The organism is Uliginosibacterium silvisoli, assembly GCF_036017035.1.
GTDB lineage: Bacteria > Pseudomonadota > Gammaproteobacteria > Burkholderiales > Rhodocyclaceae > Viridibacterium > Viridibacterium silvisoli.
Genome location: NZ_JAYXHS010000004.1, coordinates 219337 through 245356 on the forward strand (window position 1 = coordinate 219337; position 26020 = coordinate 245356).

The following is a 26020-nucleotide window of genomic DNA, read 5'->3' on the forward strand; positions in this document are numbered from 1 at the left end:
ATGTTCTTCCTCGTGTGGTCGAAATGGGCTGGCAAAAGCCTTGGGTTCTGCCTTGTTTTGGTTCCGTGCAATTCAACGGCAGAGACAGCGTAACCGGTCGCATAGACATGGGAAAGTGCCGTGCGTTCAATCGAGTCACGAAACAGGCCGCATGCGCTTGGGAAGCGCGCGTTTGAGGCATCGCAGCTGGCGACGAAGACGGGTGCCGCGCTACATGAGCAGGCGCTCAAGTGGGGGAAAAGACGCAGGGCGCAGCAGTCACTGCGCCCTGATGAGTGTGGTGCGGACGAGGATCAGTAGATCTCGCGCGTCTCGAGGAACTTCACGTTCGGATGCCGTTCCTGCGCCATCTGCAGGTTGACGCGGTTCGGCGCGAGGTAGACGTACTCACCACCGCCATCCAGTGCCATGTTGCCAGGCGCTTTGTCGAGCAGAGCCTTGATGTCTTCGTCCTTGCCACGCAGCCAGCGAGCGGTGGCCCATGAGCAGCCTTCGAAGACGCATTCCACGGAGTACTCGAATTCGAGACGGTGTGCGACGACGTCAAATTGCAGGACGCCGACTGCGCCGAGGATCAGATCGTTCGACGCGAGCGGTTTGAAGAGCTGCGTCGCGCCTTCTTCCGCGAGCTGCTGCAAGCCCTTCTGCAGCTGCTTCATCTTCAGAGGGTTCTTGATCTGCGCGCGGCGGAAGAGGTCAGGTGCGAAAGATGGGATGCCGGTGAACTTGAGATCTTCGCCTTCGGTGAAGGTGTCGCCGAGACGAATGGTGCCGTGATTCGGAATGCCGATGATGTCGCCAGGGAAGGCTTCGTCAGTGGTATTGCGATCTTGCGCCATGAAAGTGATGGCGTTGTTGACTGCGAGTTGCTTGCCTTGCGAAACCTGCTTGATCTTCATGCCGCGTTCGAAGCGACCAGAACAGACGCGCATGAAAGCGATGCGGTCGCGGTGCTTGGGGTCCATGTTGGCCTGGATCTTGAAGACGAAGCCGGAGAACTTCGGCTCATCCGGTTTGACTTCGCGGTTCTCCGAAGCGCGCGCCAGCGGCTGTGGCGACAGATCGACGATGGCGTCGAGCACGGATTGCACACCAAAGTTGTTTACGCCGGAGCCGAAGAAAACGGGTGTCTGTTTGCCCGTGAGGTACTTCTCTTTGTCGAAGGTGTGTGAGGCACCACGCACCAGTTCAACTTCCATGCGGAGCTCTTCCGCCTGCTCACCCAGTAGCTCATCGAGACGCGGATTGTCGAGGCCTTTGATGATCTCGGACGTTCCCTTCTCTGCGTGCGGGTCGAAGAAAGAGATGGTGTCGTCATACAGGTTGTAGACGCCACGGAAACGCTTGCCCATGCCGATCGGCCAGGTCATGGGCGCGCATTCCATCTCCAGTGTGGATTCGATCTCGTCGAGCAGGTTGATCGGCTCCTTGCCTTCGCGGTCGAGCTTGTTGATGAAGGTCAGGATGGGGGTGTCACGCATGCGGCAGACGTGCAGCAGCTGGATGGTGCGCGATTCGACGCCATTGACCGAGTCGATCACCATGACGGCGGAGTCGACGGCAGTCAGCGTGCGGTAGGTGTCTTCCGAGAAATCTTCGTGACCCGGTGTGTCGAGCAGGTTCACGATCGCATCGCGATAGGGGAACTGCATGACCGAGGAGGTAACCGAGATGCCGCGCTGCTTTTCCAGCTCCATCCAGTCGGAAGTGGCGTGGCGGCTGGCCTTGCGCGCGCGCACTTCGCCCGCAACCTGAATGGCGCCGCCGAACCACAGCAGCTTTTCCGTCAGCGTGGTCTTGCCCGCGTCAGGGTGGGAGATGATGGCAAACGTGCGTCTGCGCCTGATTTCTTCGGCGAGTCGTTGGTCCTGCATGGGCGAGTTCCAGAATGGGTTGCGCGTTAAGAGCTGCTACCGGGATTGCGGGGTCGCAGGGTCTTGGGCAAAGCGGGCAAGTATACCGCGCGTATCGGGTAAGGCCGAGCGGGATCGCGTTTCTGGCCCGGCATGGCATCCATTTTTTCAATTCCTTCGCTGATCGACGCTTATTAATCGTCGTCGTCCGAGATCGTTGTGCGAGGCGACTCACTTGGGGAAAATGAGCGCTGCACGATTGATTGCAGCTATTGCCTGGTGCCGGAATAGGCGCTGTGTAGTAACAATGCGCTTGCAAGCTGACCATACGATGTTCGCGGCAGATTGCTCGTGACTGCCGCGCGTGCATGAGTGCTGTTGGAGCCCCTTGGGTTCAGGGCGTCAAAGTGATTCGAAATCCCGAAGCGATTCGAGCTGCGGAACGCGTGCCTCTGGTACAGTGCGCGCGTGTCGGTAGAGACCCGACTTGATTTCATAAAAATATGACAACAATCAGACACGACGCGAAGATTCCAGTCTGGGGTGATGCTACCCCTAGCATGTGGGGCTTTCTGGGTCCGGTATTGCGCCCGAATATTGGCGGTTTGACCGTGATATTCCTGGCGCAGAGCTTTGCCGCACTCACCCAGGTGATGATGCCGTATGCCTTGAGCAATGTGGTCCGGGAGATCGTGGCCAGCGTCAAGGTTGCCTACCTGAGCTGGCCGATGCTGTTCATGCATCTGCTGTTCTTCCTCTTCTTTGCCGTGGCTGACGTGCTCTGCACGCGCTACATCTCCAGCAAGCAAGCTGTTGTGGGCCCGAAGATCCGCGGTTTTGCACTGCTGTGTCTCTTCAATCACCTGCAGTTCCATTCACACAAGTTCATTTCCCGCTCGCAAGCCGGTGTGCTGACGGGGCGCATGCTGGAGTCGTCGACTGCGGTGACGGACGGCATGTGGCTGCTGATGACGGAGATGTGGCCCGCCTGCGTGGTGGTCGTGGCGTCTTCGATCATGCTGATGTTCATCGAGCCCTGGCTCGGCATGTTCGTGCTGGTGTGGGCGTTCCTGTTCGCGGTGATCGCCATGTACCTGGCAAAGCAGCGCCACCCCATGTCGAAGAAGACGGGTGCTGCGCGCGCGCGCATTGCGGGGGCGCTCGGTGACGTGGTCACGAATCTGCTGAACATCAAGTTGTTTGCGCAGGAGAGAGCCGAGGCAGCGCGTTTCAAGCGGGTGCTGGAGGCTGAGCAGCGCGAAGCGGTGATGTACAGCATGGAGGCCGAAAAATCGCGGCTCATCCTGTATTTCTTCGGGATGGTCTTCAAGGTGACGTCCTTGTTCATCGCCGTGTGGCTGGTGGCGGCCGAGGGCTTGTCAGCCTCGGATCTCGTGCTCTCCGTATTCCTTGCCAACGTGGTCATCACGTATGCGCACGCCAGCAGCAAACGCATGCTGGAACTGTTTGATTTCGTGGAGCGTTTGAATGGTGGCATCGCGGCGATTCTGATGCCGCACGAAATCAAGGAGAAGCCGGGCGCTCTGACCGATATCGCCATCAAGGGCGAGATCGAGTTCAAGGATGTGCGCTTCGCCTATGACAGCAATCGTGAGATTCTCAAGGGCTTGTCAGTATCCATTCCTGCGGGACAGAAAGTTGGTCTGGTAGGGCTGTCGGGCGTGGGCAAGAGCTCGTTCGTGAATCTGCTGCTGCGCCTGTACGAGTCGACAGGCGGTGAGGTGCTGATCGACGGCGTGGATATCAAGAATCTCTCCTTCACCGCGTTGTACGAGCAGATTGCGCTCATCCCGCAGGACCCGATCCTGTTCCACCGCTCGATTCGCGACAACATTGGCTACGGATCGCCCGATGCCACGGAGGAGGAAGTGTTCGAGGCAGCGCGTAAAGGGATGTCGCACGACTTCATCATGTCGCTGCCCGAAAAATACGAGACTTTCGTTGGCGAGCGCGGCATTCGCCTGTCTGGCGGACAACGTCAGCGTATTGCCATCTCGCGAGCCTTGCTGAAAGACGCTCCGATCGTGATTCTCGATGAAGCGACGTCCAGCCTGGATTCGATCACCGAGTCGGAAATCCAGGATGCACTTGCCGAAACGATGATCGGCAAGACCGTCATCGTGGTTGCGCACCGGTTGTCGACGATCCGCGAGCTGGACCGCATCCTGGTGTTCTCGGACGGGAACATCATCGAGGATGGCAACCATAGGGAGCTGTTGAAACTCAACGGCCACTACCATGATCTGTGGAATCGCCAGGTTGGCGGTCTGATGCCTGACTAGGGAGCCTGACCATGTCAGAACATAAAGACAAGAATGTCGTTCAGGAAACCGGCGAGCCGAAAACGCCTTTGAGCCTGCAGATCATCAGTGTGTTTTGCGCGATGCTGCTCGTCGTCATCGGCGTGGTGATCATTTTCGTTCCCTACACACGTTCGGAGCGCGTGCAAGGCCGCGTCGACGCGGAAGAGGGCGTGGTCAAGATCTACGCACAACTGAACAGCGTGGTGGTGCGGCAGCACGTCATGGAGGGCGATGTCGTACGCAAGGGCCAGCCGCTGCTGACCTTGTCTACCGAGCGCCAGCTGGGGTCAGGTGGCGGTGCGGAGCTTGCTCAGGTCAAGGCGTCGAACTTCAAAGGTACGACGCTGCGCGAGGAGATGGCGAACATTCATTCGCTCTATGAGTCCGAACAAGCCTTGCTCGTCAATCAGATCACGCGCAAGCGCGGTGAGTTGTCTCAGATCCAGACCAACGTAGGTATTCAGGAGCGCGTGCTGAATCTCGCGAAAGAGAGTTACAAGCGGCGCTCTGCGTTGGTGGAGCAAGGTTTTCTTTCGAAGGAAGGTCTTGCTGACGAAGAGCGAAGGTTGCTGCAGGCCGAAGCTGATCATGAGAATGCCAAGAAGGAGCTGATCTTCACGCAGTCGGCGGTGGACGAACTCGAAGCCAACAAGGCGATGCTGGTCCGTCGCAGGGAGAAGGAGCTGTTGCCGCTCACGCGCGCCTTGTCATCCACCAACCAGGAGGCGATCGATTATCAGGCGCGCCAGGAGTTCGTGATCCAGGCAAAGACTGATGGCATCGTTGCAGCCATCCTGCCGAAGCTTGGCGACACTGTGCTGGAGAAGGATCTCCTGATGTCTGTGTCGCCCTCCAATTCGAAGTTCTATGTGAACCTCTACGTGCCAAGTAGCGCGATAGGTTTTCTCCAGAAGAAGAACGCGGTCAAGCTGCGATACGAGTCCTATCCCTATCAGAAGTTTGGTGAATACAACGCCACGGTGCGGGCCATTTCTCCGGTGGCACTCGATCGCAGTGAGTTGAGGCTGGCTTCACTTGCGACGGACAATTACTACCGCGTGCAGGTCGAGCCTGAAAGCCAGACCGTGCATGCCTACGGCCGCGACTTTGCGCTGCATGACGGCATCAAGGTCGAGGCGGACATACAGGTCGAAACCCGCAAGGTTTTCGAGTGGATACTGGAGCCGGTTTACGCCAAGTTCTATGGCAAGTAAGTCAGGCTGACATGCGCGCGGAGAATTGCGCGCACAAAGAAAAACGGCGCCGTGAATCCGGCGCCGTTTTTCTTTTCAGGGCTCAGAGGAACAGGACGGGCTTGTCCAGCGTGCCGAGCATGAACTCCGCCGCTGCGATCTGTGCCTTGCGTTGACCAAAGGTGTGTTGGCATGCCGTTGTCAGGTCGCGCAGATGGCGCTCAAGCGGCATTTTCTTGCCGTACACGGCCGGACCACCCACCGCGTCGAACAGGGTTTGCACGGCCTGGCGCGAGGACTGGAAGGCATTTGCACGGGCGAGATACACGGCAGCACGTTCCTGTTCATCCGGAAGTTCGCCTGCTTCCAGTTTCTTCCAGACCGCTTCCAGCGATTGATATACATAGGCGCGTGACGCGGCATACAGCGTGTGTGCCTCGGCGATTGCAAGCGCTGCGAACTCGGACTTCACCTTCTTGCTACGCATGGTTTCAGTAACGGCTTCAATCGCGCTGCGTGCGATGCCGAGCACCACACCCGGCATCTTCGCGCAGAGGATGGAGGACCACAGGTACAGCGGCCCTGGGTGGGATGGGCGATCAAAATCGAATACGCGGTCTTCCGGAATGAAGAGATTCTTCGCTTCGATGTCATTGCTGCCGGTGCCGCGCAAGCCTGTGGTGTACCAAGTGTCGTGAATGATGAAGTCTTCACGACGCGCAACGATCATCTTGTGGATGGGCTGGCCATTGTCATCGAGTACAAGGCGGACGCCGTCGAAAACATGGCAGCCGCCGGCAAACAGGTCGGCGTGCAGACAGCCGCTCGCAAAGGGCCAGCGACCGTTGACCATGTAGCCGCCGTCGACCTTCTGGGCGCGACCCGCGGCGCGGATGACATTCGAAGTCGTGACGTCCGGATGCGGAAACATTTGGCGTGCGATCGCACTGTCGAGCAGCCCGCTGTATTGACCGCTATCTGTCTGGATCATCACGCACCATGCGACAGCGCCATTACCCATCGCGAGCTCTTCGAGCGCCTCGTTGAGCTGCATGATGTTCATCTCCGCGCCGCCCCAGCTGCGCGGCATCATCATGCGGAAGGCGCCGGTCTTGCGGACCGCATCGAGCACATCGTCCGGCACGCGGCGCAACTCTTCTATTTCATTGCCGCGCGATTGAAGGAAAGGGCGCAGGGCGCGGATGTTTGCAAGAATCTGCGATGCATCTGTTGCAGGCTCGGCCGTGACGACGGCATCGTCTATCTGGTCCATTAACATCGGTGTCTCCAGGTCGATTTGAATCGATTGTTATGTGGCCGTAGTCGACCTTGAATGCATCATCGGGGTCCTGCGAATCCGGACATTTGAGCGCGGGCGATTATACCTGCGCAGATTTTTCGCCGTGCAAGGTCGGGGCGTGTTGCGCGACGACGTGCGCCAGCTCCGCGAGCACTTCTGCCTCGATACGCCTTGTTGTCTCCATCTGCTCCGGAATCGGGATCAGGTGCTCTCTGCCACGGGGCAGCAGGCCCCGTCGACACATGACGACAAGATTACGGGCAGATTCTGCCGAGGTCTGAACCTGGCTGAATCGATCGAGCATGCTTTGCGAAACGGCATAGCCCTGGGCGGCCAGCCAGCGCGCGCGCTGGTTCATGCATTTCTTGTGCTCCCAGAAGATATGGAAGCCGCGGAAATCGAGCCCCATCGGTACGTCCCTGTTGCGCGCGTCGATCCACCTTGTCAGGTATTGCTGCAGGAACTCATACGTTTTCAGGCCGTACCACAAGTCGGTATTCGGCTTCAGGTCGCCGCGCAGGTCCGGATTCAACAAGGTATTGGTCGACGACAGGTACTCGGCAAGCACCGGCAGGAAGCGTTCCGGATCAAAACGCGCGGGTGGTCGGCTGTCTGCGCTTGGTTTGAAGAAGCGCGTGCGCCCTGCAATGTGCGGCACGCTATGTACGAAACCGGCATCGAGTTCGGCGTAGCTGCATTCGAGCTGTCGGTACTGCGAGTTCTTGTCGAAACCGATGATGTTGAAGGTGCGACGTTCATCGTCGTAGCCGTAGACGAGCAAGCGGTGACCGAAATGCGTGGTGCCGCCGTTGAAGAGGGCGGAAATGTAGAACTCGTCGACGAAGGTCTCGACGTAGAAGTCCTGCTGCAACTTGGTGACGACATATTCGGCGATGGAGTCGCCCAGGGACTCCATGGTGGCTTCATCGAGTTTGTCGCTGTCAGCGAGCCAGGGATTGAAAGGCGCCGTTCCTTCTGTAAAGTGGATTTCGCCTTTGGGTGTCTTGCTGAAGTCGATGCACTCCGAAAGCGCGAGTTGTGCGGCGTTGCATTGCAGCTGCACATAGTTGCTGTGGATCCATGGCCACGCGTCGACGTTCGTCAGGGTGACAGCCAGATGGTAGCTATACATCATGTAGCCGCGAATCGGTGATTCGACCAGAGGCAGTATCTTGGCGGTCATGCTTCTCCTCCTTATTTCCTTGGGCGGAGCAGCCTCGGTGAGCCGGGCATGTCAGTCCGCGTCAGCCTTTTCCTGTATTCCACACGTGGTGGCGAGTCTTCGCTCGCGTAACGTCAGGCAGTATCTGGCCGGGCATGATGTCACAAAAATCAACGCGTTTACATGCCGATTCGAATTCGTTCGAAACCTGATCGCCAAATGTCTTGCATGTGCATTCAAGGGCGCGTGTGGTGAAGCGCAACGTCATGGGATCACCATGCTGGATTGCATCTGCTGAACGGATTTCACACAGAGTGCGTATGCGGTAATACTTGCGCCTCCTGGCGCGCGGCAAAGCGTCGTTTTCCACGCATGAATATTGGGCCGGTCATGCTTAACCGGGCGAATCCGACATGTTCAGAATTGATCCATCATTAACGCACGCGCGTGAGATTTCATATGCAGAACGACGCGATCTGTCGAGTCGGCGTACGGCGAAGGGGGTCAATCTTTGCCGTTTTCGTACGGTAGATGGCGTGCTCGATGTCGCTGCGCTGCGGCGAGCCCTGCGGCAACTCGCGTTGCGGCATGAAGCCCTGCGTACGCATTTTGAAAAGGATGCAACGGGCGCGCCGATCCGTAGAGTCGAGGCGGAGGCCGAGATCCCCTGCGTACAACTCGATCTGCGAGAGTTTTCCGTTTGCCATGAACAGGTGAGAATTCAGGCGCTCGCTGTGGCAGAGGAGGCGTTTCCTGCAGACGCCAGCCCACTCGCCCGCATTGGTGTTCTCGAGGTGGCAAACGCGCAGACGGTAATCGTGATCTCGATCGCTGCGTTGATCGCTGATGGGCAGGCGGTTGCAATCATCATCAGGGAGCTCAGCGAGCTATATCTGGCGGAGGTGGCGAAGAGGGCGCCTGATCTGCCGGAGCTCGAGTATGGGCTATCTGCATTCGTGGCCAGCCAGGTCGCGTGGATGCAGAGCCCCGCCTACCGTGAGCGTGTAGCGCAGTTGCAGGAGCGATTGCATGGACAGATCGAGAAGACGGGAGGCGTGGCGCAATTACATTTCTCCCCCGAGACAAAGGACTCGTTTCTGCTGGATCGCGAGTTCCCCGCCGGATTCAGTGAAATGCTTGTCAGTGCCGCGCGCATTGCGAAGGTGACAGTGCCGACGGCCCTGATGGCGCTCACTGGTTTGAGCGTTGCGCGCGCGCGTGACGTGCGTGGCCTCTTCTTTACGTCGACCTTCTCCAACCGTTCGATCAATGGGACGGCCAATCTTGTTGGCTACCTGTCCACGACCATGCCGTCGTTTCTCGACGCCAATCCGGCGGGCGGTTCCGTCGAATGCGTGAAGGCCCTGCATCGCGAGTTTTTTCTGTTGATGTCGCAGTTCGGCATGATTCCGATCTCGGAAATCAGTCCCGGCATCGCAGAGTGCTATCCGCCCGCGCCGGCAGGATCTTCGATCAAATTCGGCAAGATTGTCATGGATGTGACCCAGAATGATTTCTCGCGGCTGTTTGGCCTGCCCAGCCGGACCTTCCAGGCAAGCATCGCGGGTGGTCTTGGTGCTGAATACAAATTCGTTTTTCGCGCGCCGCGCAGCGGTGCAGTCGAGTTATGGGTTAAAGGGCTCAGACAGTCGGGAAGCGAAGAGCTTGCCTTGCGCGTAATTGACGAACTGCTTCCCTCAAGCCTAGCGTCAATGTGCAACTGAGCGCTGCTGCACTGCCATAGATACGTTGCTGCATTCATATCGTCAGAAACAGCAAAACTGGCAACGCAACTAACTTGCTGATGAAGCGGATTGGCGCGGCAGGCGCCTATATAATCCGCGGCGGCGTGCGCTTGCCCCTCGATCTGCCGAGTGCTGAGGGCAGGCTGTGATGACGACTCAATCCTGGTACGGACCGTTTCAGACATGACCAAGCTCCCTTCACAAAGTGCTTACAAGCCAACGGCAATCGCCTTGCACTGGTTGATGGGCTTGGTGCTTGCCGTCACGTTTGCGTTGGGCCTTTACATGGCGGACATGCCTTTGTCGCCAGACAAGCTCCGCTATTACTCATGGCACAAATGGATCGGTGTCAGCCTGTTCATGCTGGCGGCTGTTCGGCTGGCGGTTCGATTGACGAGCCCGCATACCCTGGCGGGCGGATCACGATCGCTGCAGGAGAGCCTGGCGCTGTGGGCTCATCGCATCCTGTACCTGCTCATGTTTGCAATCCCCTTGTCTGGCTGGTTGATGAGCTCGGCCAAAGGGGTCCCAACCGTCTATCTCGGGCTGTGGCAGTTACCGGATCTGGTCGGACGGAATGCTGTGTTAGGCCGCAGCCTTCAGACCCTGCACGTCACACTCAATTTCACGATGGCGGTGATTGTCATCGGACATGTTGCCGCTGCATTGAAACATCACTTTGTGGATCACGATGGTGTCCTCGCGCGCATGCTGCCGTGCGTTGAACCCAGGTCCTCCGGAAAGCCATCATGAAAAGCAAACAGATCATTGCAGCGGTTTTTGTTTCGTATGCCGCGTTAAGCGCAGGCATACGCCCAGCGGCGGCGGTTGAGTACACGCGCGTCATTGCCGACAAGAGTGCCATCAAGTTCATCTACAAACAGATGAACGTGCCAATGGAAGGTAGTTTCGGGCGTTACGCGAGTCAGCTCCGATTTGATCCCGCGAAGCCGGCTGCAGCAACTGCAAGTTTCCAGATCGATCTGGCCAGCATCGACACCGGCGCCACGGATGCCGATGAAGAAGTGCGCGGCAAGCTCTGGTTCAACACGAAAACCTATCCGCAAGCGAGCTTTGTCTCTACGTCGGTTGCACCTCTGGGCGGGAATCGCTTCGAGGTCAGAGGCAAGCTGACGATGAAGGGCAAGACGCAGGACATCGCGGCACCGATCAGCTTCACGCAGGATGGTGCGAATGGTTTGTTCGAAGGCTCTTTCACTATCAAGCGCGCGGACTTTGCGATCGGCGAAGGGGCGTGGGCCGACTTCGCAACGGTGGCGAACGAAATCCAGATCAAGGTAAGACTGCTGGCGGGTGCCGGCGGAAAGTAGGTTTCTTTACGGCGTCCTGGCCGCCAGCAGCATCTTCGAATACGCCTGGAATCCCTCACCATGGAGACAAGAAGCATGAAGAGAATCGCTTTTGCAGTTGCCTGTGCAGTCATCGCCGCAAGCGCTTCGGCGGCGCCGGAGAACTATTCAATCGACCCGACCCATAGCGCCGCACGCTTTGGTTATGACCATCTGGGCTGGACCTATCAGCAGCATCGTTTTGACCAGATGACGGGCAAGATCGTCTACGACAAGGTTGCGCATACGGGTTCGGTGGATGTGACGATCGATGCAAAGTCGCTCAACACGGGTTACGCGCTGTTCACGCAGCAAATGCAGGCGGAAGACATGTTCGATACCGCGAAGTACCCGACCATTACTTACAAGTCGACCGGTGTGAAATTCGAGGGTGACAAACTGGTGGCGATCGATGGTGAGTTGACGGTCAAGGGCATCACAAAACCCGTGTCGCTCACCGTGACCTCATTCGCTGCGGGTCAGCATCCTGTACAGAAGCGACGTGAAGGTATTGGCGCGAATGCCATCGCCAAGATCAAGCGCTCTGACTTTGGTATTGCAAAGCAGGTGCCTGTCGTGGCTGATGAGGTGACACTGACATTCACCGTGCAGGCCTTCAAGGACTAAGCCTGGCGTGGATGAAAAAGCCGGCACATGTGCCGGCTTTTTTGTACCCCGCGTTCTTGGCGGAAATGATCACTCGACATTGTCAAGTACATGCCGCATCAGTTCGGCAACGCAGTGTGCGGGCGGCATCAGCGCGGTATTGATTGATACCTCGGGATTCTCCGGGTGTTCGTATGGTGCGGATACTCCGGTGAATCCTTGAAGTTCACCCGCATGGGCGCGACGGTACAGGCCTTTCGGATCACGCGATTCGCATACAGCAATCGGGGTGCTGATGTAGGCCTCGATGAAGCGTTCAGTGCCCACGATGTTGCGGGCCATCAAGCGGTCTGCCTGGTAGGGCGAGATCAACGCCGCGATGACGATGATGCCGGCCTCATTCATCAAGCGTGCAACCTCGGCAACGCGGCGGATGTTCTCGGAACGATCTTCTGCCGAGAAGCCCAGGTCGCGACAGAGCCCGTTGCGCAGGACATCGCCATCGAGCACGTAACAGGCATAGCCAGCCTCCTTGAGTTGCTGGCCCAATCCTGACGCGAGCGTGGACTTGCCTGCGCCGCTCAACCCCGTCAGCCAGATCGTGCGTGGTATGACGGTTGGCGTGTGCCTGGGTGTGGAGCGGATGCCTGAGTCTTGCATGGTGATCACCTTGTTGTAGGTATGCGTTGAACTGGCGCGGCTGTCAGTCCGCCTGCGCGCCATGGGCCAGCCAGCGAGCACATTCCTCGCCGAGTTCATGTACGGCACGTGCTTCGTATTCGGAAATCTCGGCGGCTGTAAGCGTGTCGGCCCAACGCCCATTGACGCCCTTGTTGATGAATACCTCGGCGCCTCCAGTGAGCCACTCTCCGCCGCCGCCTACATGTTTGCTGGCATTGCGCTTCATCCAGTCAAACGAGCAATGCTCGATGACGGCATCCCATTTGGCAGGTGTGATCTCAACCTCGAGGAAGTCCGCAATCTCGCGGATTTGCTTGGGCATGTCGCGCTTCAGATCCATGAAGTGCACGAACTTCACATTGGGCAGGTGGCGCGCTTCCCACCAGCCGCGTACGTTTTCCCAGAATGGCCACCAAGGATGACCGTCCTTGTCCATCCAGTCTCGCCAGTACTGCCGGATATCGGCTGGCGGTCGTTCGATCCTGGGCCCCACCAGCCCCGGCGTTTCGTTGAGATCCTGATACCAGCGCTCGTTTGCATTCGTGTGGTGGTTGTACATGCTCCACACGACATCGCGTGCGTCGCGACCGATATAGAGATACTTTGCCTTGGGTGAAAACACCAGTGCATCGAGAGGCAGATGGGTCTTCACGAAACGACGATGATTTTGCGCATTCAGGGCAAAGAGCTTCAATGCCTTGGCAGGAAACCGCAGATCCAGCCAGGGAGAGCGTTGCGCGACGTCGACGTCCGGGTCCCCACCGAAGATCAGCTGGGCAACGATCTGTTGCATCCAGGTCGTGCCCGACTTGGCATAAGTCGAGATGATGATGTCGTCATCGCGGAAGCGGAAGTTGTTCCAGATCGTCGAATCGAAATGGTGATTGTGGAACTCACGCGTCTTCGTCGGCCAGGAAATTGTCTGATCCATCATGTGCCTTCAGTGGTGGGGCGGAAGCCTGGCTGCGCAATGCAACACTGCTTGCGGATTGGAGCGTGGCCCGGGTGGGTAGCCACGCTCCGGCAGGCGCTTACAGAGACCTGAGGAACGCGTTGAGGTCGTTCTTCTCCTGCTGGGTCAGGTTCATGGTGAAGCGTGTGTTGTAGAACTCGGTCGTGTCCTCGATGGTCTTTGCAGAACCGTCGTGGAAGTAGGGCGCACGCGACGCCAGGCCACGCAATGCCGGCACCTTGAAGCGCCCCATATCGGTCCACTTGCCGCTGACAAGCGCGAAACCGGGATCCTGTACCTTGAGCAAGGTTCCTGCGGCCATCTTGCTGAGAGCGTCTGTTGCCGTGCCGGAGGCTGCCGTCAACTTCTTGAACGTGTAGAGCGGCATATCCGCAGTGCGTTTGCTCTCATCGGAGACGCCGATATTGAACAGATTGGCTTGCGACAGGCTGCCGACCTGGGGTGTGCTGTGGCAGTTAGTGCACGTCGCGCCGGTGACCGGATTTGCCGCTGTGCCCGCCACATCGCGCATGGTGAAGGTACGCGTGTTGAAGAGTTTCTCGCCACGGGCAATCGATTCACGTGCTGCCTTGACGCCAGCATCGGTAGTGCCGGTGTTGGTCAGCCAGTTGGTGAACAACTGCATGACAGTCAGCTTGGTGACGGGTGGCAGCAGCCCCGTCTTGGGATCTCCCTGCGCGCTGTTGATCTCGAAGTAGTAGTTGACGGTCGTCAGCTCCTTGGCACTTGCCTTGCTCTTTGCCGCAGTCAGGAAGCCAGCCGCGTTGTCATACTCCTGAGCGGTGAACAGGCTCATTTCGAAGTTGAGAATCGCTTGCTGTTCAGCGTTGGTCAGCGCAGTAGCCGCTTGCGCATGCCCCGTCGTTGCATTGCTTGCCTGGGTCTTCAGATCGTCGCTGAACGGGGCAAAGCATGGTGTAGGTGCTTTTGCGGGCGTGAGTTTGAGGTTCGCGAGATTGAGACAGTAGTCAGCGGCGGGGCGAGAAGATGCGGCGTCATATGGAATGCGTACGGTTTCGCGACTGTCCCACATGACCGTAGCAAGGAAACGCAGATTGGCGCTTGGAAGTGGGCGGCGGAACAATGAGAGCTCGCTCGATTTCGCATAGCCATACGGATCATCAATGGCAACGAGTTCGAACTCAGCGGCCTTGGGTGGTGTTTCGTTGGTCTGGGTCGGTACTGGCATGCCAACCCGGATCACGGCCTTGTTCAGCAGCATGCTGTAGGCTGCGCGCCGTTGATCGTAGGAGCCAACCGGCGCGTTTGGTGAGTTGGCACCGTCATTCGGACTGAATACGGGGTCGAGACCGCCTGTGGCTTCGAAGCGCGCCTGCAACCCGCTTGGTGTCATGCTGAAGCCTTCTTCCTGCACGTGGCAGCTGGCGCAGCTACGGCCGTTTGTACCGAACGCCTTGAAGAAAGGATTGGTGGTCTTGTCGATGGCGCCCAGCGTGCTGTAGCTGCGCAGCATGCCTGCATCATTTTTGAAGATGCCGCCTTCGTCGGTGCTGGGATATTCGCCGTCTGCATTGGGATAAAGCCCTCGGCTGTCGGGGTAGTAGCCCGCCGCATCAGGGTAGAAGCCGCGTGAATCTGCATACAGGCCCAACGCATTCGGGCCCAGACCGCTCGGATCTGCAGGGGCAGATGATTGCGTAGAGTTGCTGTCGCCACCGCCCCCACCGCACGCGGCGAGTACCAGCGCTGTCAATACCGCCAGAGCGAGCCCTGACCTGTTCTTGTTGAAATCGACTCTCATGATTTTCTTATCCGGATTTATGGTTCGAAGGGTCAAGCTTTACTAGCCAGGGATTGGATACGAGGTAGACGTGCCGCCGTTGCTGGCGAGAGCAAGCGGAAGGGGCGTATGGCAGCCTGCGGCGGATACGCTGCGGGGCAAGGACGTCGGCCGACAAGTCTGTCGGGTCTTTGCAGCGGGTTGGGCACGGTCGAGGCCGTGTCGCAAGCGACGTGCAGGTGCCAGCCGTTCCATCCCTGAATCGAAGAAATCATTTGCCCCTCTCCACACGCTGCCTGACGCCCGAGTCATCGATCGCCAGCAGACGCCACCAGTCCCCGACACTTGAAAGGTCGAGGTTTATTTTTCTCAGTCAAACGCATCCGCACATGTGGCCGATTGCCTGATCTGTTGCCGAGTACTTCTTGCCTGGATACCCTTAACTGCTAGTCAGGCTTCCTGCATATCGATGATCTGTTGCGCGATGATGTCGCGCATCACTTCGCTGGCGCCCCCTGCCATTGAGCCTGCGCGTGAGTCTCGATAGATCCGTGCGATGTCCGAGCCCGCCAGGTAGCCCCGCGCCCCCTGCAACTGCAGACATTCATCTGCGGCACGACAGGCCAGTTCGGTCGCTTGCAGCTTGGCCATGGAGCACTCCTTGGCGGACAGCTCATCGCGCAGGTACATCCACGCGGCGTGATAGGTCAGCGCGCGTGTACTGAACAGCTCTGTCGTGAGATTGGCCAGGCGATGGCGGATGGTCTGCAGGTCGGCGAGCCGGCCGTCGAATGCGGGTCGTGATCTGACGTGTGTGAGCGTGCTTTCGATACAGCGTTCGACGCCACCAAGCGAAAGTGCCGCTGCAACGAGTCGTTCGAGCTGGAAACCACGCATCAGGTACATGAAGCCGCTATTGCTTCGCCCGATCAGGTTTGTGACGGGAACGCGGACGTCAGTGAAGCGGATCTCCGCCGTGCCCGCTGCGTGCCAGCCGAGCTTTTCCTGCGGCGTGCGTTGAATACCCGGGGCACTCGCATCGACCAGCAATAGCGAGATGCCTGTATTGGCCCGGCGCGCATCCGCGGCAGGCTTCTGTGTGCGGACGGCCAGCACGAAGAAGTTCGCGTTGATGCCATTGGTGATGAAAGTCTTGGTGCCGTTGATGACGAAATCATCGCCGGAAACTTCGGCGCTCGTGGTGAGGCGTGACAGGTCCGAGCCCGCATCCCACTCGGTGATCGCCAGGGCTGCCGTCTTCTCTCCACGGATCGCCGGGCGGAGATACTGCTCCTGCAATTCGCTCGTCGCATACTTCCCGAGGTAATGCGTCGCCATGTAAGCGTGTACCGAGATGCCGGCGCGCAATCCTCCGTAGCCGATACGTCCAAGCTCTTCCAGAAAGACGATTGAATGGAAAAGGTCGTGATTGCTACCGCCAAGCTTCGTTGGATGCAGCAGGCCCAGCAGGCCGTGCTCTCCAAGCATGCGCCACGCACGCGTCGGAATCGAGCGTTCTAGCTCCCACTGCTCGGCACAGGGAACGATCTGCTCGCTCAGGAAGTGTCGGACACTCGACCTGAACGCGGTGTGCTGATCAGACATGTAGATGGAATGAGCACTCATGGCGATCGAATGTCTGTCAGTGCTGAAGGATGACAGCTGCAAAGCTGGAGCTGGTGCCTACGGACACCATCATGAAGTGGTCACCGGCTTTGAGTCGGCCCGCCGCGACGGCATCGCAGTAGTTGATGAACGGATCCGAAGTGAAGCAGTGCCCGGCCTTGGCGATGTTGTCCAGGTAGATCAGCTCGAGCGGGCAGGGGAAATTACGTGCAAAGAATTTCCACGAGATGGTGTTCACGTTGTGGATGACAATCAACGCAAGTTGGTCAAGACGCATTGAAGCCTGATCGAGTGCGTCGCGTACCACTTGCAGCAGATCATCGCCATAGCTGGTTGCCGGTACAGGGATGGAGCCAACAGCTTGCTGTACATCCGCCATCTCGAACTTGCGCTGGGCAACGGTGAGTACAGCATTGCGTGTGCCCTGTTTGCCCACGATGCATGCCGCAGAGGCGTCGCCGATGATGGTGGTATTCGAAATCAACCGCAGTTTTGGCGTGAAGCCGACTTCTCCGGTCAAGATCAATACCTTTGCGTCATCGGCCTCGTCGGCAAGCAATATTTCGGCAAGGCTGAGTGCGGTAAGTGGCGTCGCACACTGGTCCTGAGCCAGGCCTATGGATGTGGCGTGCTCCAGTCCGTACTTCTTCTTGAGCGGTTGCAGCAACTCGGCTCCCGACGGACATACGCAGGGTGCGGCATGACAATGAAAAATGTATTTGATCTGCTTGAGGTCAATGCTTGTCGTGGCAACGAGTCTCGCCAGCACGGCGTCAAGAAGTTCGAGCGCTCCGCCTTCGTCGACAACTGCAATCTCGCGCAAGCCGAATACCGTGCGGAAGACGCTGACATCCTGCGGCGTAAGCTCAAGCTCGCCGGCCATGTCCTGAACCGTCCGCCTCTTGGGCGCAACGTGGCTGAAGACTTCATTCAGGTAGAGCATCACGCGGCCTCCTGCATGGGAGTGCGGAGCTTGCTGAAGGAGAACAGGAACAGCTGCTCGTTCTTTGCTACGTGTACCAGCAGGACATGAGCACAGCCTTGCTTCGACTTCTCGAGCGCAGTTGAGAGGGCAGAGACGGACATGAGGCGCGGATCGGCATGCGAGATCGGTACGGCAAGCCCGGTCGTCGCATCCGATGGCGTCTGCTCATCCACGACGACATGCAGATCCTTCAGATCGATGCGCTGATCATCGAGGTAGGCATAGATTGCCTGGCTGATCCAGTTCGCCTTGCGCGAGGCCGGATCGATCCAGACCTTCCTGCCATTCATCGCGATGCCATCGGGTGCAGAGGGGCCACTGACCTTGATCAACAAGGCGTTGTCGATGGTGGTATCGGAATAGCCTGGGCGCACATAGGGCAGGGTGCCTTGGTCCAGCGCGAGCAACAGGCCGGAGCCGGTCTTTCTTCCGTCGCGATAAGCTGACAGCAGCGCAGCCAGTGCGACGTAGGGCGTTGTCAGCTCCTGTTCGGTCATGCCGATCGCGGGAGCCGTGATATTGAACTCGCTGCAAAGACGGGTCGTGGTGGAGCGAAACGGAAAATACGTGTCCGGTGTTTGATGCGCCATCAGGAAGAGGCTCACATCCTCAAGCGATGACTCCTGCTGCAAGGCATTCATCACGCTGCGGCCCATGCTCAGGAAGTCGTTGTTCATGCCATCGTCAAGCCGTGACAGATCCGTTGTCAGTCCGAACGGCTCCAGCAGGCCCGCATAGTATTCACCGACCCACGAGAAGGTCTGGGGCGCCGGTTGGCGCTCCGTGAATGTCTGGTGGCAATAAGCCTGGATGTGAACACAGCCTGAAGACATGTATTTCCTGCGCATGCATGTCGATACGCCCGCACCATCGGCAGGATGGCGGGTTTGCGACACATGAATGAGTTATTCAGAAACCTCTCACCGATATCCGGCCCCCCGGTAACGGCAAGCGGGGTCAGGCCACTTCGGTGACAACCTGATACGAGTCAAATACCGTCAGGATTGCGTCGAGCGAACCTGCATCGGCAACTGCGTCGAAACAGTTGTCCAGGAAGCCTGCCTTGACGTTCTCGAGAAACGCGATGACTTCGAGCTTGGCAAGCGAGTCAAGCTCGTAGTCATCATCGATCTTCATGACACCCGACTCGCGATTGATGAGCAATTCAGAAACGATCTGATCTTTCAGCATGATTTTTCCCCTTACACTTTTGCCTTGCCGGACGTGCCTGTCTCGAACTCTTCAACGAACTGGATGCCGCTTGGTACGAGGCTCGCGCCATAACGCTTCTTGTAGGCCTCGCTGATCGATCGGGCTGGTGCATCGCCCACGACAAGCACGTTGAAGCCTGCGACCAAGCCGGAGTTCAGGATCGGCTGGATCTTTGCGTAGCTGACGCCCGGCACCGCACATGCCACGCGTTCCAGCTCTTCCTTCTCGATACGAATGCCCTTGATCTTGAGCTGTCCATCGGCGCGTCCGAGAAAGTAGTACTTGCCGCCTTCGAGCTTGACCAGATCCTTCGTATCAAAGAATGGGACTTCCGTGCTGTGCAGATAACGAGCGACTTGTGCGCCGGAGATCAGCAGGGTTCCGTGGTCCGAGATCGAGGCAATGTTCTTGCCGAAAGGGACGCCGATGGAGACGTCAGAGTCCTTGTCCAGGGCGCTCATGTCGAGACGTTCGCCCGTACATGCAATGGTCGTTTCCGTCGGGCCATACACGTTGATGACATCGCCATTCATCGACTTTCCCCATTCGATGGCAAGCGCAGCGCCCAAGCGTTCACCACAGAAGAGTGACAACGGAATGGCGCCTTGAGGGCTGGCAGCGGTGCGTGCGCGCGCTGCGAGGATATTGGCGGCCAAGGTTGGCGTGGAGAACCAGATGTCGATCTGCCGGTCTGCAACGAAATCGGCCATCGTCATGCGCTGGCGCGGTGTCGGGAATTGCAGCGTGAGACCGTAGGTGATTGCCAGCAACAGGTCGTGGTAGAACAGATCGAACAGCGGCGAGAAAACTGCCGAGATATTGCGTGCGGTTTTGTACTCGGGGATGAAGCTGGAAACCCCTTCCACATACGCAGACAGGTTTCCCGAGTTGACGAGGATGCCCTTGGGTTTGCCTGTCGTACCCGAGGTGAACAAGCAGTAAACGTCGCCGGATTTGCGTTGTGCGGCGCCCGTGCCGTCATGCATGGAGAGATTGCCGGCTTCGTCGATGTAAGCAAACCGGGGCAGGGCTTCGCTCAAGTCTTCGAAAGAGAATTTCTGGGTGCTGAAGGGTACGACGGTGCGGTCTGCGATGACGCAGGCGCTGAACACCGAGATGTAGCGCTCCACATCCGTGCACTCGCAGAGGACAAACGATGCGTCCGGCATTTCTGCAAGATGAACGGCGATTCGTTCCGCAGCCTGGGCGATCTCGGCGAAGCTTTTCTCCGCTGTTCCCAGATTCAGCAACGGCTTGTCGGAAAACTGACTGAATGATGCAGCAATGTTCAGCATGAGACGTTCCTTCTGATCTCGGTAAGAATCAATTCGGGTACGGTGGAAGTCAGGTGTTGCTGGCTGCAGTTGATTGCGCCTGCAACAGTGCGTCGCTGATCGCCGCAGCGAGCTTGCTGAAACTGCTGGTGCTGTAGATGACGTCTGGTTCGAGCAGTTCGTCGCCGAACTCGCGGCCGATGCGCTCAAGCATACGGATGGCGCCCAAGGAGTCGCCGCCAAGCTCGAAGAAGTCGTCGTCCGGCTGGATTGCCGAGATGTGGAGTATTTCCTGCCAGATCTTCAGCAGGGAGGCTGATACCGCGTCAGGCTCGACACTGGCCGTGCCAGCGCGCGCGATCGCGCTTTCGGGCTGCAAGCAGTCTGAATTCATCATGTCTCTCCAGTTTCGGTGGCGGTCGTGTGTCCGACGCCACTCTTTTCTAGCTACTCACGCCCCCACAAGGCGTACTGACAGGACGATAGTCCGTCACTGTTGATTCTGTCAGTTAGAATAGCTTTGATTGATTTTTGCTAGGCTTCGTCTGAAAACGAGCCAATTGCAAAAAAGTGTGGCAGCTTAGCTGAAATTATTCGAAGCCTGCAACGCTATTTTTTCATTATTTTGCAGATGAGGGCTGGCGTAATTTCTTGTGTCTGTGCTATGCGCGTGAGGTGACGGGTGGCAGCGATTTGCGATCGACTTTGCCATTTGGAGTCATCGGGAATGAGTTCAGGAACACAAATGCCTGAGGGACCATATAGTCCGGCAGGGTGCTTTTGAGATGCGATTTCAATACGGGCACGCCCGGTTGTGCCGAGGTAATGACATACGCAACCAGCTTTTTCTCACCCGGATGGTCTTCCCGGACGATGACGACTGCATCGCGGACGTCCTCGTGCGCGGTCAGGCTGGCTTCGATTTCACCAAGTTCGATGCGGTATCCGCGCAATTTGACCTGGTTGTCGACGCGCCCAAGGAACTCGATGTTTCCGTCCTCGAGGTAGCGTGCCTTGTCCCCCGTGCGATACATGCGCCCGCTGTATGACTGACAGAACGGGTTGGTCACGAAGCGCTCTGCGGTCAGTTCGGGTCTGTTGAGGTAGCCGCGTGCGAGTCCTGGTCCCGCAATGAAGAGCTCACCCGGGACGCCCGCCGGAACAGGCAGTCCGTGTTGATCCAGTATGTAGGTCTTTACATTCTGCAAAGGCTTGCCGATGGGGACGCTGTGCCCGACGGCAGCATCGACCTTGAACCAGGTTGCACAGACCGTGCCTTCTGTGGGGCCGTAGGCGTTCAGCATGCGTCGCCCCGGCGCCCAGGTGCGTGTGAGTTCAGGCGACCATGCCTCGCCAGCGAGGACAAGTGTCTTCAGTGCGGGCAGGGGTCTGGCTGGAAGAACCGAGAGCAGGGAAGGGGGCAGCGTGACGATGTTGATGCCCGACTTCTCGATGAGGGACATGATCTCATGCGCTGAACGCAGGCTTTCCTGGCGAATGAGATGCAGGCAAGCACCTTTCGCGAGCGTCACGAAAGTCTCGGACACGGCCGCGTCGAAACTTATGGAAGCGAATTGCAGGGCCTGACTATCCTCTGTGACTTCGAACGCCTCGCCTTGGGCCATGCAGAGATTGCTCAGGCCGCGATGTGCCAGCGCCACGCCCTTGGGGCGTCCGGTCGAGCCTGATGTGTATATGACGTACGCGAGAGTGTCGGGTGTGGCGCGCCCCGCAAGGTTGTCTTGCGGCAGGCCGGTCAGCCCGGGAATCTCCTGGTCCATGCAGAGCACAGGGATGTCGTCCTGCTGGACGAGTCCGGACAGCGCCTGTTGTGTCAGCAATAGCGTCGGTCTGGCGTCAGCGACCATGAATGCCAGTCTGTCTGCCGGATAGGTCGGGTCCAGCGGTACATAGGCACCACCTGCTTTGAGGATGCCAAGCAGGGCGATCACCATGTCCATGGAGCGCTTGACGCATACTCCGACGAGCTTTTCGGGCCCAACGCCTTGCGTGATCAGATAGTGAGCAAGCTGGTTGGCGCGTACGTTCAGCTCTGCGTAGCTCAAGCTTGCATCGCCGAAAACAAGCGCGGGGGCCTCGGGGCGCAAGCGCACTTGTTCTTCAAACAGCTCATGCGCGCAGGCTTGAGGGAATGGGGCGTCAGACTGGTTCCAGTCGAAAACCACGGTCTGGAATTCCGCCGGGGTGAGAAGCGGGAGAGACCAGATGGTCGACGGGCCTTCTTCAGCTGCGGCTTGTAGCAAACGATTCAGATGTCCGCCCATACGCTCGATCGTCGTTGGCCTGAACAGGTCGACCGAGTAGCTCAGTTCGTATTGCAGGGTGGCGGAATCGATGATGCGCAGGGCGAGATCGAAATCAGCCAGTGCGTCCGTGCCTCCAGGGCCGGGAATGAACAAGGCCTGTATGAGAGGTGAATGGCTGCTGCTGCCCTCAAGCTCCATTGCCTCACACAGCTGGGCCAGAGTTGCGTGCGTTTGCATCTCTGCGGTGCCCAGGGCTTCTCTGGTGTGTCTGGCGAGATCGGCAAAGCCCAGCGTATCGCTCAGCGAGTAGCGCAGGATCGCCGGGTGCAAAGTAGGCTTGCGGGCGGGCAGAGCTCCTAGTAACAGGTCTGCCTGGTGGCTGTAGCGCGCGAGCAGAAGTGCGAATGCGGCCAGTAAGGCGTCCGGAAGCGCAAGGCCTTGCGTTTCGCAATAGGCGCTCAGGTCCTTGAGTACATCGGCGTCTACGGAAAGGCTGGTGTGCGCAATGCGCTTGCTTTGAACTGCTGGGCGGGGAAAGTCGGTTTGAAGGTCGAGCAGGACGGGCGCGCCTTGCAGCGCTTGCACGGATTCGCTGAGCGTGCCCCCGGTTACCGCCCGGCAAGATGACATCTCTCCCTTGTTTGTGAGGGAGTCGGTGTTTGCTGGCGTGTCGCCCTGGAAGTTGCTTGCGTTGCTCACCTCTGTCTCCGTTCTCGGTCTGCACTGGTTGGCCGTCTTGATCGCGGCGTCGGACGGCGGGCATGTTATAGCAGTAGGCAGAACAGAACCAGCTTTAGAGTGCAGCGTGGTGAGGCCGCAAAGAGCAATCCACAAAAGAAAACGGCCAGTCGCTCGCGCGACTGGCCGTTTCAATGAACCGACAGTACGCCGGTTCGACAGATTACTTCGATTCTTTTTCGATGAGCTTGTCGACCATGTTGGCCGGCACTTCATCGTAGTGGTCGAACTCCATCGTGAAGGTGCCACGACCGCTGGTAGCCGAACGCAGGAAGTTGATGTAGCCGAACATTTCTGCGAGTGGCACGAAGCCTTGCACGAATGCGCTCGGGCCCTTCTGGCCTTGGTCGGTAACTTGACCACGACGGCGGTTCATGTCGCCGATCACGTCGCCGAGGTAGTCGGCTTCGGTCACGACTTCGATCTTCATCGCTGGCTCGAGCAGCTTTGGCTTGCTCATGCGGTGTGCTTCACGGAAGCAAGCCTTGCCGGCGATTTCAAACGCCAGAGCGGACGAGTCAACATCGTGGAACTTGCCGTCGATGAGGCGAGCCTTGAAGTCGACGACTTCGTAGCCTGCGACCTGACCGAACTTGCACTCGGTGCGGATCGCGTGTTCAACGGCCGGGATGTATTCGCGCGGCACGCGACCACCGGTGACTTCGTCGGAGAACTGCACGCCGGCGCCCACTTCCAAGGGTTCGAAGATCATCTTCACTTCAGCGAACTGACCCGAACCGCCGGACTGCTTCTTGTGCGTGTAGGTGTGTTCGACCGGACCACCGAAGGCTTCGCGGAAGCTGACCTTTGGCTTGCCCATATTGGCTTCCACGCCCAGTTCCGTACGCATACGATCAATGGTGATTTCCAGGTGGAGTTCGCCCATGCCGCGCAGAACGGTCTGGCCGGTTTCCTTGTCGACTTCCAGACGCAGCGACGGGTCAGCCTTGGCCATCTTGTAGAGGGCGGTGGACATCTTGTCGATATCGCCACGGCTCTTCGGCTCGACCGAGACGCTGATGACGGGGTCAGGGAAGCGCATGCGCTCGAGCAGTTGCGGGCTGGCTGGATCACTCAGCGTGTCACCGGTTTCGGTGTCCTTCATCGACACGAAGGCGCAGATGTCGCCTGCGCGCACTTCTTCGATGTCCTTCGTGGCGGCAGCCTGGACTTCCACGATACGGCCGATACGTTCCTTCTTGTCGCGGGTAACGTTGAGCAGCGTGTCGCCCTTCTTGATCACGCCGGAGTAGACGCGAACGAAGGTCAGCGTACCGAACTGGTCGTTGATCACCTTGAAGGCCAGTGCGCGAGCCGGTGCATCGTCGGTCACTTCTTGTGTGCCGATGTTGTTACCGTCAGCATCAACCATCGAGATGCCGCCGTTTTCGCCCGGGTAAGGCATGTAGTCGATGACAGCGTCGAGGATGTGCTGCACGCCCTTGTTCTTGAACGAGGAGCCACAGAAGACGGGCACCAGCTTGCCGGACACCGTGCCCTTGCGGATCAGTTGCTTGAGAACGGCCTGGTCGTATTCACCGGTTTCGACGAAGTTCATGAATGCATCGTCGTCCATCGCCAGTGCGGTTTCCAGGGCTTCCTGGCGCAGCTCGGGCAGGCGGTCGATCCAGTCGTTGTCGGCCGAAGCTTCGAAGTTGAAACGAGCACGCAGGGACTCCAGCGGCACGGTTTCCCATGGGCTGTCCTTGTCTTCTTCCTTCCAGATGTAGGCCTGGTTGTGGATCAGGTCGGCCATGCCGCAGAACTCGGAGGAGCTGCCCAGCGGAACCTGGCACAGGACGACATTGGCGCCGAGGCGCTCCTTGATGCCTTTCACTGCGTGGCCGAAGTTGGCGCCCATGCGGTCCATCTTGTTCACGTAACACATACGCGGAACGTTGTACTGGTTGGCCAGGCGCCAGTTCGTTTCGGTTTGCGGCTCGACACCTGCAACGCCGTCGAACACAACCACGGCGCCGTCAAGCACGCGCAAGCTGCGGTTCACTTCAATGGTGAAGTCCACGTGGCCAGGGGTGTCGATCACGTTGATCTGGTGACCCTTCCACTCGGTGGAAACGGCTGCACTCTGGATCGTGATACCGCGCTTGCGTTCCTGTTCCATGTAGTCGGTCGTCGTGCTGGCCTTACCGTCCTTGGTGTCATGGACGTCGACGATCTGGTGCTTCTTACCGGTGTAGTACAGGATGCGTTCGGTGGTCGTCGTCTTACCCGCGTCGATGTGAGCGATGATCCCGATGTTGCGGTAGAGACTGAGTTCTTTCTGCCTAGCCATGGTGGTTCTCTTCAGAAGTGAAATTGCGTGGCCGGCATTATGGGGCCTAACGGCTTCTTTTTCATCAAAAAGCTGTTTCGCCAAAGCCAAAAAAAGGATATTTGTCGCGGGTCCGCCTATAAATGGAGCGGAAAGTGTGCGCAGGCGGCCGCTTTTGCTGTATGCGCCCTTGAGTCCAGGCTTGTGTCGCCATGTGGTGAGACGGGCAGTCCGCAGGGATTCCAGTGGAGTCAGGCAGGGTTTGAAGCTATAAGCGTCTAACCATCCGGAGGCAATCAGACATGCAAAGCAGTCTTTCAGTTGTTCTTGTCGCACTGGGCTGTGTGCTGGTTCTTGGTGCTTGCTCAAAGACTCAGGAGGCGAGCGAGGAGGCCGGGAATGCGCTAGGGCTTGCTATCGACAATGCCCAATCGGCGGCAGCGGCCGTCGGACACGCCGTGGTGGACGATGCGCAGTCGGCCGCAGGGGCTGCGCGCAGTGCCGTGACGGTTACGGTGGAGCAGGTCAAGGACTCGGCCCAGACTGCGGCGGACGCGACGAGCAACACCGTCGGCAAAGTTGTCGATGCGACGCAGAGTGCCGCCCACGAAGTGAAGGAAGCTGCCAGGGAAGTTGGCAAGGACGTCAAGGAAGGCGCTGCGAAAGCAAAAGACGCGGCCTCCGAAACCATGAAAAAGTAGTGCGGCGGCGGGGAGCGC

21 protein-coding genes are annotated in these 26020 nt (G+C 58.3%); 7 read left to right on the top strand and 14 right to left on the bottom strand.

The features are described 5' to 3' along the window. Positions 1-293: 293 nt before the first annotated feature. Positions 294-1874: a peptide chain release factor 3 gene (locus VVD49_RS18890; protein WP_327600780.1), complete on the bottom strand. Its 1581-nt coding sequence runs from the start codon at positions 1872-1874 to the stop codon at positions 294-296. A gap of 539 nt (positions 1875-2413) precedes the next feature. On the opposite strand from VVD49_RS18890, the gene VVD49_RS18895 reads away from it, so the two are divergent. Together VVD49_RS18895 and VVD49_RS18900 are read left to right on the top strand one after the other, a co-directional pair. Continuing rightward, positions 2414-4156: an ABC transporter ATP-binding protein gene (locus VVD49_RS18895; RefSeq protein ID WP_327600781.1), complete on the top strand. Its 1743-nt coding sequence runs from the start codon at positions 2414-2416 to the stop codon at positions 4154-4156. Positions 4157-4167: 11 nt separating this feature from the next. Beyond that, a complete protein-coding gene (locus tag VVD49_RS18900; protein ID WP_327600782.1) occupies positions 4168-5391 on the top strand; it encodes an HlyD family secretion protein in 1224 nt (407 codons plus the stop codon). 82 nt (positions 5392-5473) lie between these two features. Here VVD49_RS18900 and VVD49_RS18905 read toward each other — a convergent pair whose 3' ends face one another. Together VVD49_RS18905 and VVD49_RS18910 are read right to left on the bottom strand one after the other, a co-directional pair. Continuing rightward, a complete protein-coding gene (locus VVD49_RS18905) occupies positions 5474-6643 on the bottom strand; it encodes an acyl-CoA dehydrogenase family protein (protein ID WP_327600783.1) in 1170 nt (389 codons plus the stop codon). A gap of 106 nt (positions 6644-6749) precedes the next feature. Beyond that, positions 6750-7853 (bottom strand): hypothetical protein, encoded by a 1104-nt coding sequence (locus VVD49_RS18910; RefSeq protein ID WP_327600784.1) that lies wholly within the window; start codon positions 7851-7853, stop codon positions 6750-6752. Between the two features lie 392 nt (positions 7854-8245). Between VVD49_RS18910 and VVD49_RS18915 the strand changes: the two genes are divergently transcribed. From VVD49_RS18915 to VVD49_RS18930, 4 genes are all read left to right on the top strand, one after another. After that, positions 8246-9556: a condensation domain-containing protein gene (locus tag VVD49_RS18915; RefSeq protein WP_327600785.1), complete on the top strand. Its 1311-nt coding sequence runs from the start codon at positions 8246-8248 to the stop codon at positions 9554-9556. A gap of 204 nt (positions 9557-9760) precedes the next feature. Further along, the gene (locus VVD49_RS18920; RefSeq protein ID WP_327600786.1) at positions 9761-10330 is read left to right on the top strand and encodes a cytochrome b; all 570 of its coding nucleotides are present in this window, start codon (positions 9761-9763) and stop codon (positions 10328-10330) included. Beyond that, positions 10327-10908 (top strand): YceI family protein, encoded by a 582-nt coding sequence (locus VVD49_RS18925; protein ID WP_327600787.1) that lies wholly within the window; start codon positions 10327-10329, stop codon positions 10906-10908. Before VVD49_RS18920 ends, VVD49_RS18925 begins: the two co-directional genes overlap by 4 nt. Before the next feature lie 75 nt (positions 10909-10983). Next, entirely contained in the window at positions 10984-11553 is a 570-nt protein-coding gene (locus VVD49_RS18930) for a YceI family protein (RefSeq protein ID WP_327600788.1), read from the top strand. Between the two features lie 69 nt (positions 11554-11622). Here VVD49_RS18930 and cysC read toward each other — a convergent pair whose 3' ends face one another. From cysC to fusA, 11 genes are all read right to left on the bottom strand, one after another. Next, a complete protein-coding gene (gene cysC / locus VVD49_RS18935) occupies positions 11623-12192 on the bottom strand; it encodes an adenylyl-sulfate kinase (protein ID WP_327600789.1) in 570 nt (189 codons plus the stop codon). Positions 12193-12235: 43 nt separating this feature from the next. Then, positions 12236-13147, bottom strand: a complete 912-nt coding sequence (locus VVD49_RS18940) for a sulfotransferase domain-containing protein (protein ID WP_327600790.1) — start codon at positions 13145-13147, stop codon at positions 12236-12238. 97 nt (positions 13148-13244) lie between these two features. Next, positions 13245-14948, bottom strand: a complete 1704-nt coding sequence (locus tag VVD49_RS18945) for a hypothetical protein (protein ID WP_327600791.1) — start codon at positions 14946-14948, stop codon at positions 13245-13247. 429 nt (positions 14949-15377) lie between these two features. Further along, a complete protein-coding gene (locus tag VVD49_RS18950) occupies positions 15378-16553 on the bottom strand; it encodes an acyl-CoA dehydrogenase family protein (RefSeq protein WP_327600792.1) in 1176 nt (391 codons plus the stop codon). Positions 16554-16569: 16 nt separating this feature from the next. Next, the gene (locus VVD49_RS18955) at positions 16570-17496 is read right to left on the bottom strand and encodes a 3-oxoacyl-[acyl-carrier-protein] synthase III C-terminal domain-containing protein (protein WP_327600793.1); all 927 of its coding nucleotides are present in this window, start codon (positions 17494-17496) and stop codon (positions 16570-16572) included. Continuing rightward, a complete protein-coding gene (locus tag VVD49_RS18960; protein WP_327600794.1) occupies positions 17496-18371 on the bottom strand; it encodes a hypothetical protein in 876 nt (291 codons plus the stop codon). Before VVD49_RS18960 ends, VVD49_RS18955 begins: the two co-directional genes overlap by 1 nt. A gap of 124 nt (positions 18372-18495) precedes the next feature. Then, complete coding sequence (locus VVD49_RS18965; protein WP_327600795.1) at positions 18496-18729, bottom strand: hypothetical protein; 234 nt, start codon at positions 18727-18729, stop codon at positions 18496-18498. A gap of 11 nt (positions 18730-18740) precedes the next feature. Then, the gene (locus tag VVD49_RS18970) at positions 18741-20045 is read right to left on the bottom strand and encodes an AMP-binding protein (RefSeq protein ID WP_327600796.1); all 1305 of its coding nucleotides are present in this window, start codon (positions 20043-20045) and stop codon (positions 18741-18743) included. Between the two features lie 49 nt (positions 20046-20094). Continuing rightward, positions 20095-20421, bottom strand: a complete 327-nt coding sequence (locus VVD49_RS18975) for a phosphopantetheine-binding protein (protein WP_327600797.1) — start codon at positions 20419-20421, stop codon at positions 20095-20097. Positions 20422-20686: 265 nt separating this feature from the next. Next, positions 20687-22990 (bottom strand): non-ribosomal peptide synthetase, encoded by a 2304-nt coding sequence (locus VVD49_RS18980; protein WP_327600798.1) that lies wholly within the window; start codon positions 22988-22990, stop codon positions 20687-20689. A gap of 202 nt (positions 22991-23192) precedes the next feature. Next, complete coding sequence (fusA, locus tag VVD49_RS18985; protein ID WP_327600799.1) at positions 23193-25322, bottom strand: elongation factor G; 2130 nt, start codon at positions 25320-25322, stop codon at positions 23193-23195. A 281-nt stretch (positions 25323-25603) separates the two neighbouring features. On the opposite strand from fusA, the gene VVD49_RS18990 reads away from it, so the two are divergent. After that, positions 25604-26002 carry a hypothetical protein gene (locus VVD49_RS18990; protein ID WP_327600800.1) on the top strand — a complete coding sequence of 133 codons (399 nt, stop codon included), beginning with the start codon at positions 25604-25606 and terminating at the stop codon, positions 26000-26002. Positions 26003-26020 lie beyond the last annotated feature (18 nt).

Bases quoted from the DNA above. Each gene is read 5' to 3' on its own strand.
- VVD49_RS18890 (WP_327600780.1), bottom strand. From the start codon at position 1,874: ATGCAGGACCAACGACTCGCCGAAGAAATCAGGCGCAGACGCACGTTT.
- VVD49_RS18895 (WP_327600781.1), top strand. From the start codon at position 2,414: ATGTGGGGCTTTCTGGGTCCGGTATTGCGCCCGAATATTGGCGGTTTG.
- VVD49_RS18900 (WP_327600782.1), top strand. From the start codon at position 4,168: ATGTCAGAACATAAAGACAAGAATGTCGTTCAGGAAACCGGCGAGCCG.
- VVD49_RS18905 (WP_327600783.1), bottom strand. From the start codon at position 6,643: ATGGACCAGATAGACGATGCCGTCGTCACGGCCGAGCCTGCAACAGAT.
- VVD49_RS18910 (WP_327600784.1), bottom strand. From the start codon at position 7,853: ATGACCGCCAAGATACTGCCTCTGGTCGAATCACCGATTCGCGGCTAC.
- VVD49_RS18915 (WP_327600785.1), top strand. From the start codon at position 8,246: ATGTTCAGAATTGATCCATCATTAACGCACGCGCGTGAGATTTCATAT.
- VVD49_RS18920 (WP_327600786.1), top strand. From the start codon at position 9,761: ATGACCAAGCTCCCTTCACAAAGTGCTTACAAGCCAACGGCAATCGCC.
- VVD49_RS18925 (WP_327600787.1), top strand. From the start codon at position 10,327: ATGAAAAGCAAACAGATCATTGCAGCGGTTTTTGTTTCGTATGCCGCG.
- VVD49_RS18930 (WP_327600788.1), top strand. From the start codon at position 10,984: ATGAAGAGAATCGCTTTTGCAGTTGCCTGTGCAGTCATCGCCGCAAGC.
- cysC (WP_327600789.1), bottom strand. From the start codon at position 12,192: ATGCAAGACTCAGGCATCCGCTCCACACCCAGGCACACGCCAACCGTC.
- VVD49_RS18940 (WP_327600790.1), bottom strand. From the start codon at position 13,147: ATGATGGATCAGACAATTTCCTGGCCGACGAAGACGCGTGAGTTCCAC.
- VVD49_RS18945 (WP_327600791.1), bottom strand. From the start codon at position 14,948: ATGAGAGTCGATTTCAACAAGAACAGGTCAGGGCTCGCTCTGGCGGTA.
- VVD49_RS18950 (WP_327600792.1), bottom strand. From the start codon at position 16,553: ATGAGTGCTCATTCCATCTACATGTCTGATCAGCACACCGCGTTCAGG.
- VVD49_RS18955 (WP_327600793.1), bottom strand. From the start codon at position 17,496: ATGCTCTACCTGAATGAAGTCTTCAGCCACGTTGCGCCCAAGAGGCGG.
- VVD49_RS18960 (WP_327600794.1), bottom strand. From the start codon at position 18,371: ATGTCTTCAGGCTGTGTTCACATCCAGGCTTATTGCCACCAGACATTC.
- VVD49_RS18965 (WP_327600795.1), bottom strand. From the start codon at position 18,729: ATGCTGAAAGATCAGATCGTTTCTGAATTGCTCATCAATCGCGAGTCG.
- VVD49_RS18970 (WP_327600796.1), bottom strand. From the start codon at position 20,045: ATGCTGAACATTGCTGCATCATTCAGTCAGTTTTCCGACAAGCCGTTG.
- VVD49_RS18975 (WP_327600797.1), bottom strand. From the start codon at position 20,421: ATGATGAATTCAGACTGCTTGCAGCCCGAAAGCGCGATCGCGCGCGCT.
- fusA (WP_327600799.1), bottom strand. From the start codon at position 25,322: ATGGCTAGGCAGAAAGAACTCAGTCTCTACCGCAACATCGGGATCATC.
- VVD49_RS18990 (WP_327600800.1), top strand. From the start codon at position 25,604: ATGCAAAGCAGTCTTTCAGTTGTTCTTGTCGCACTGGGCTGTGTGCTG.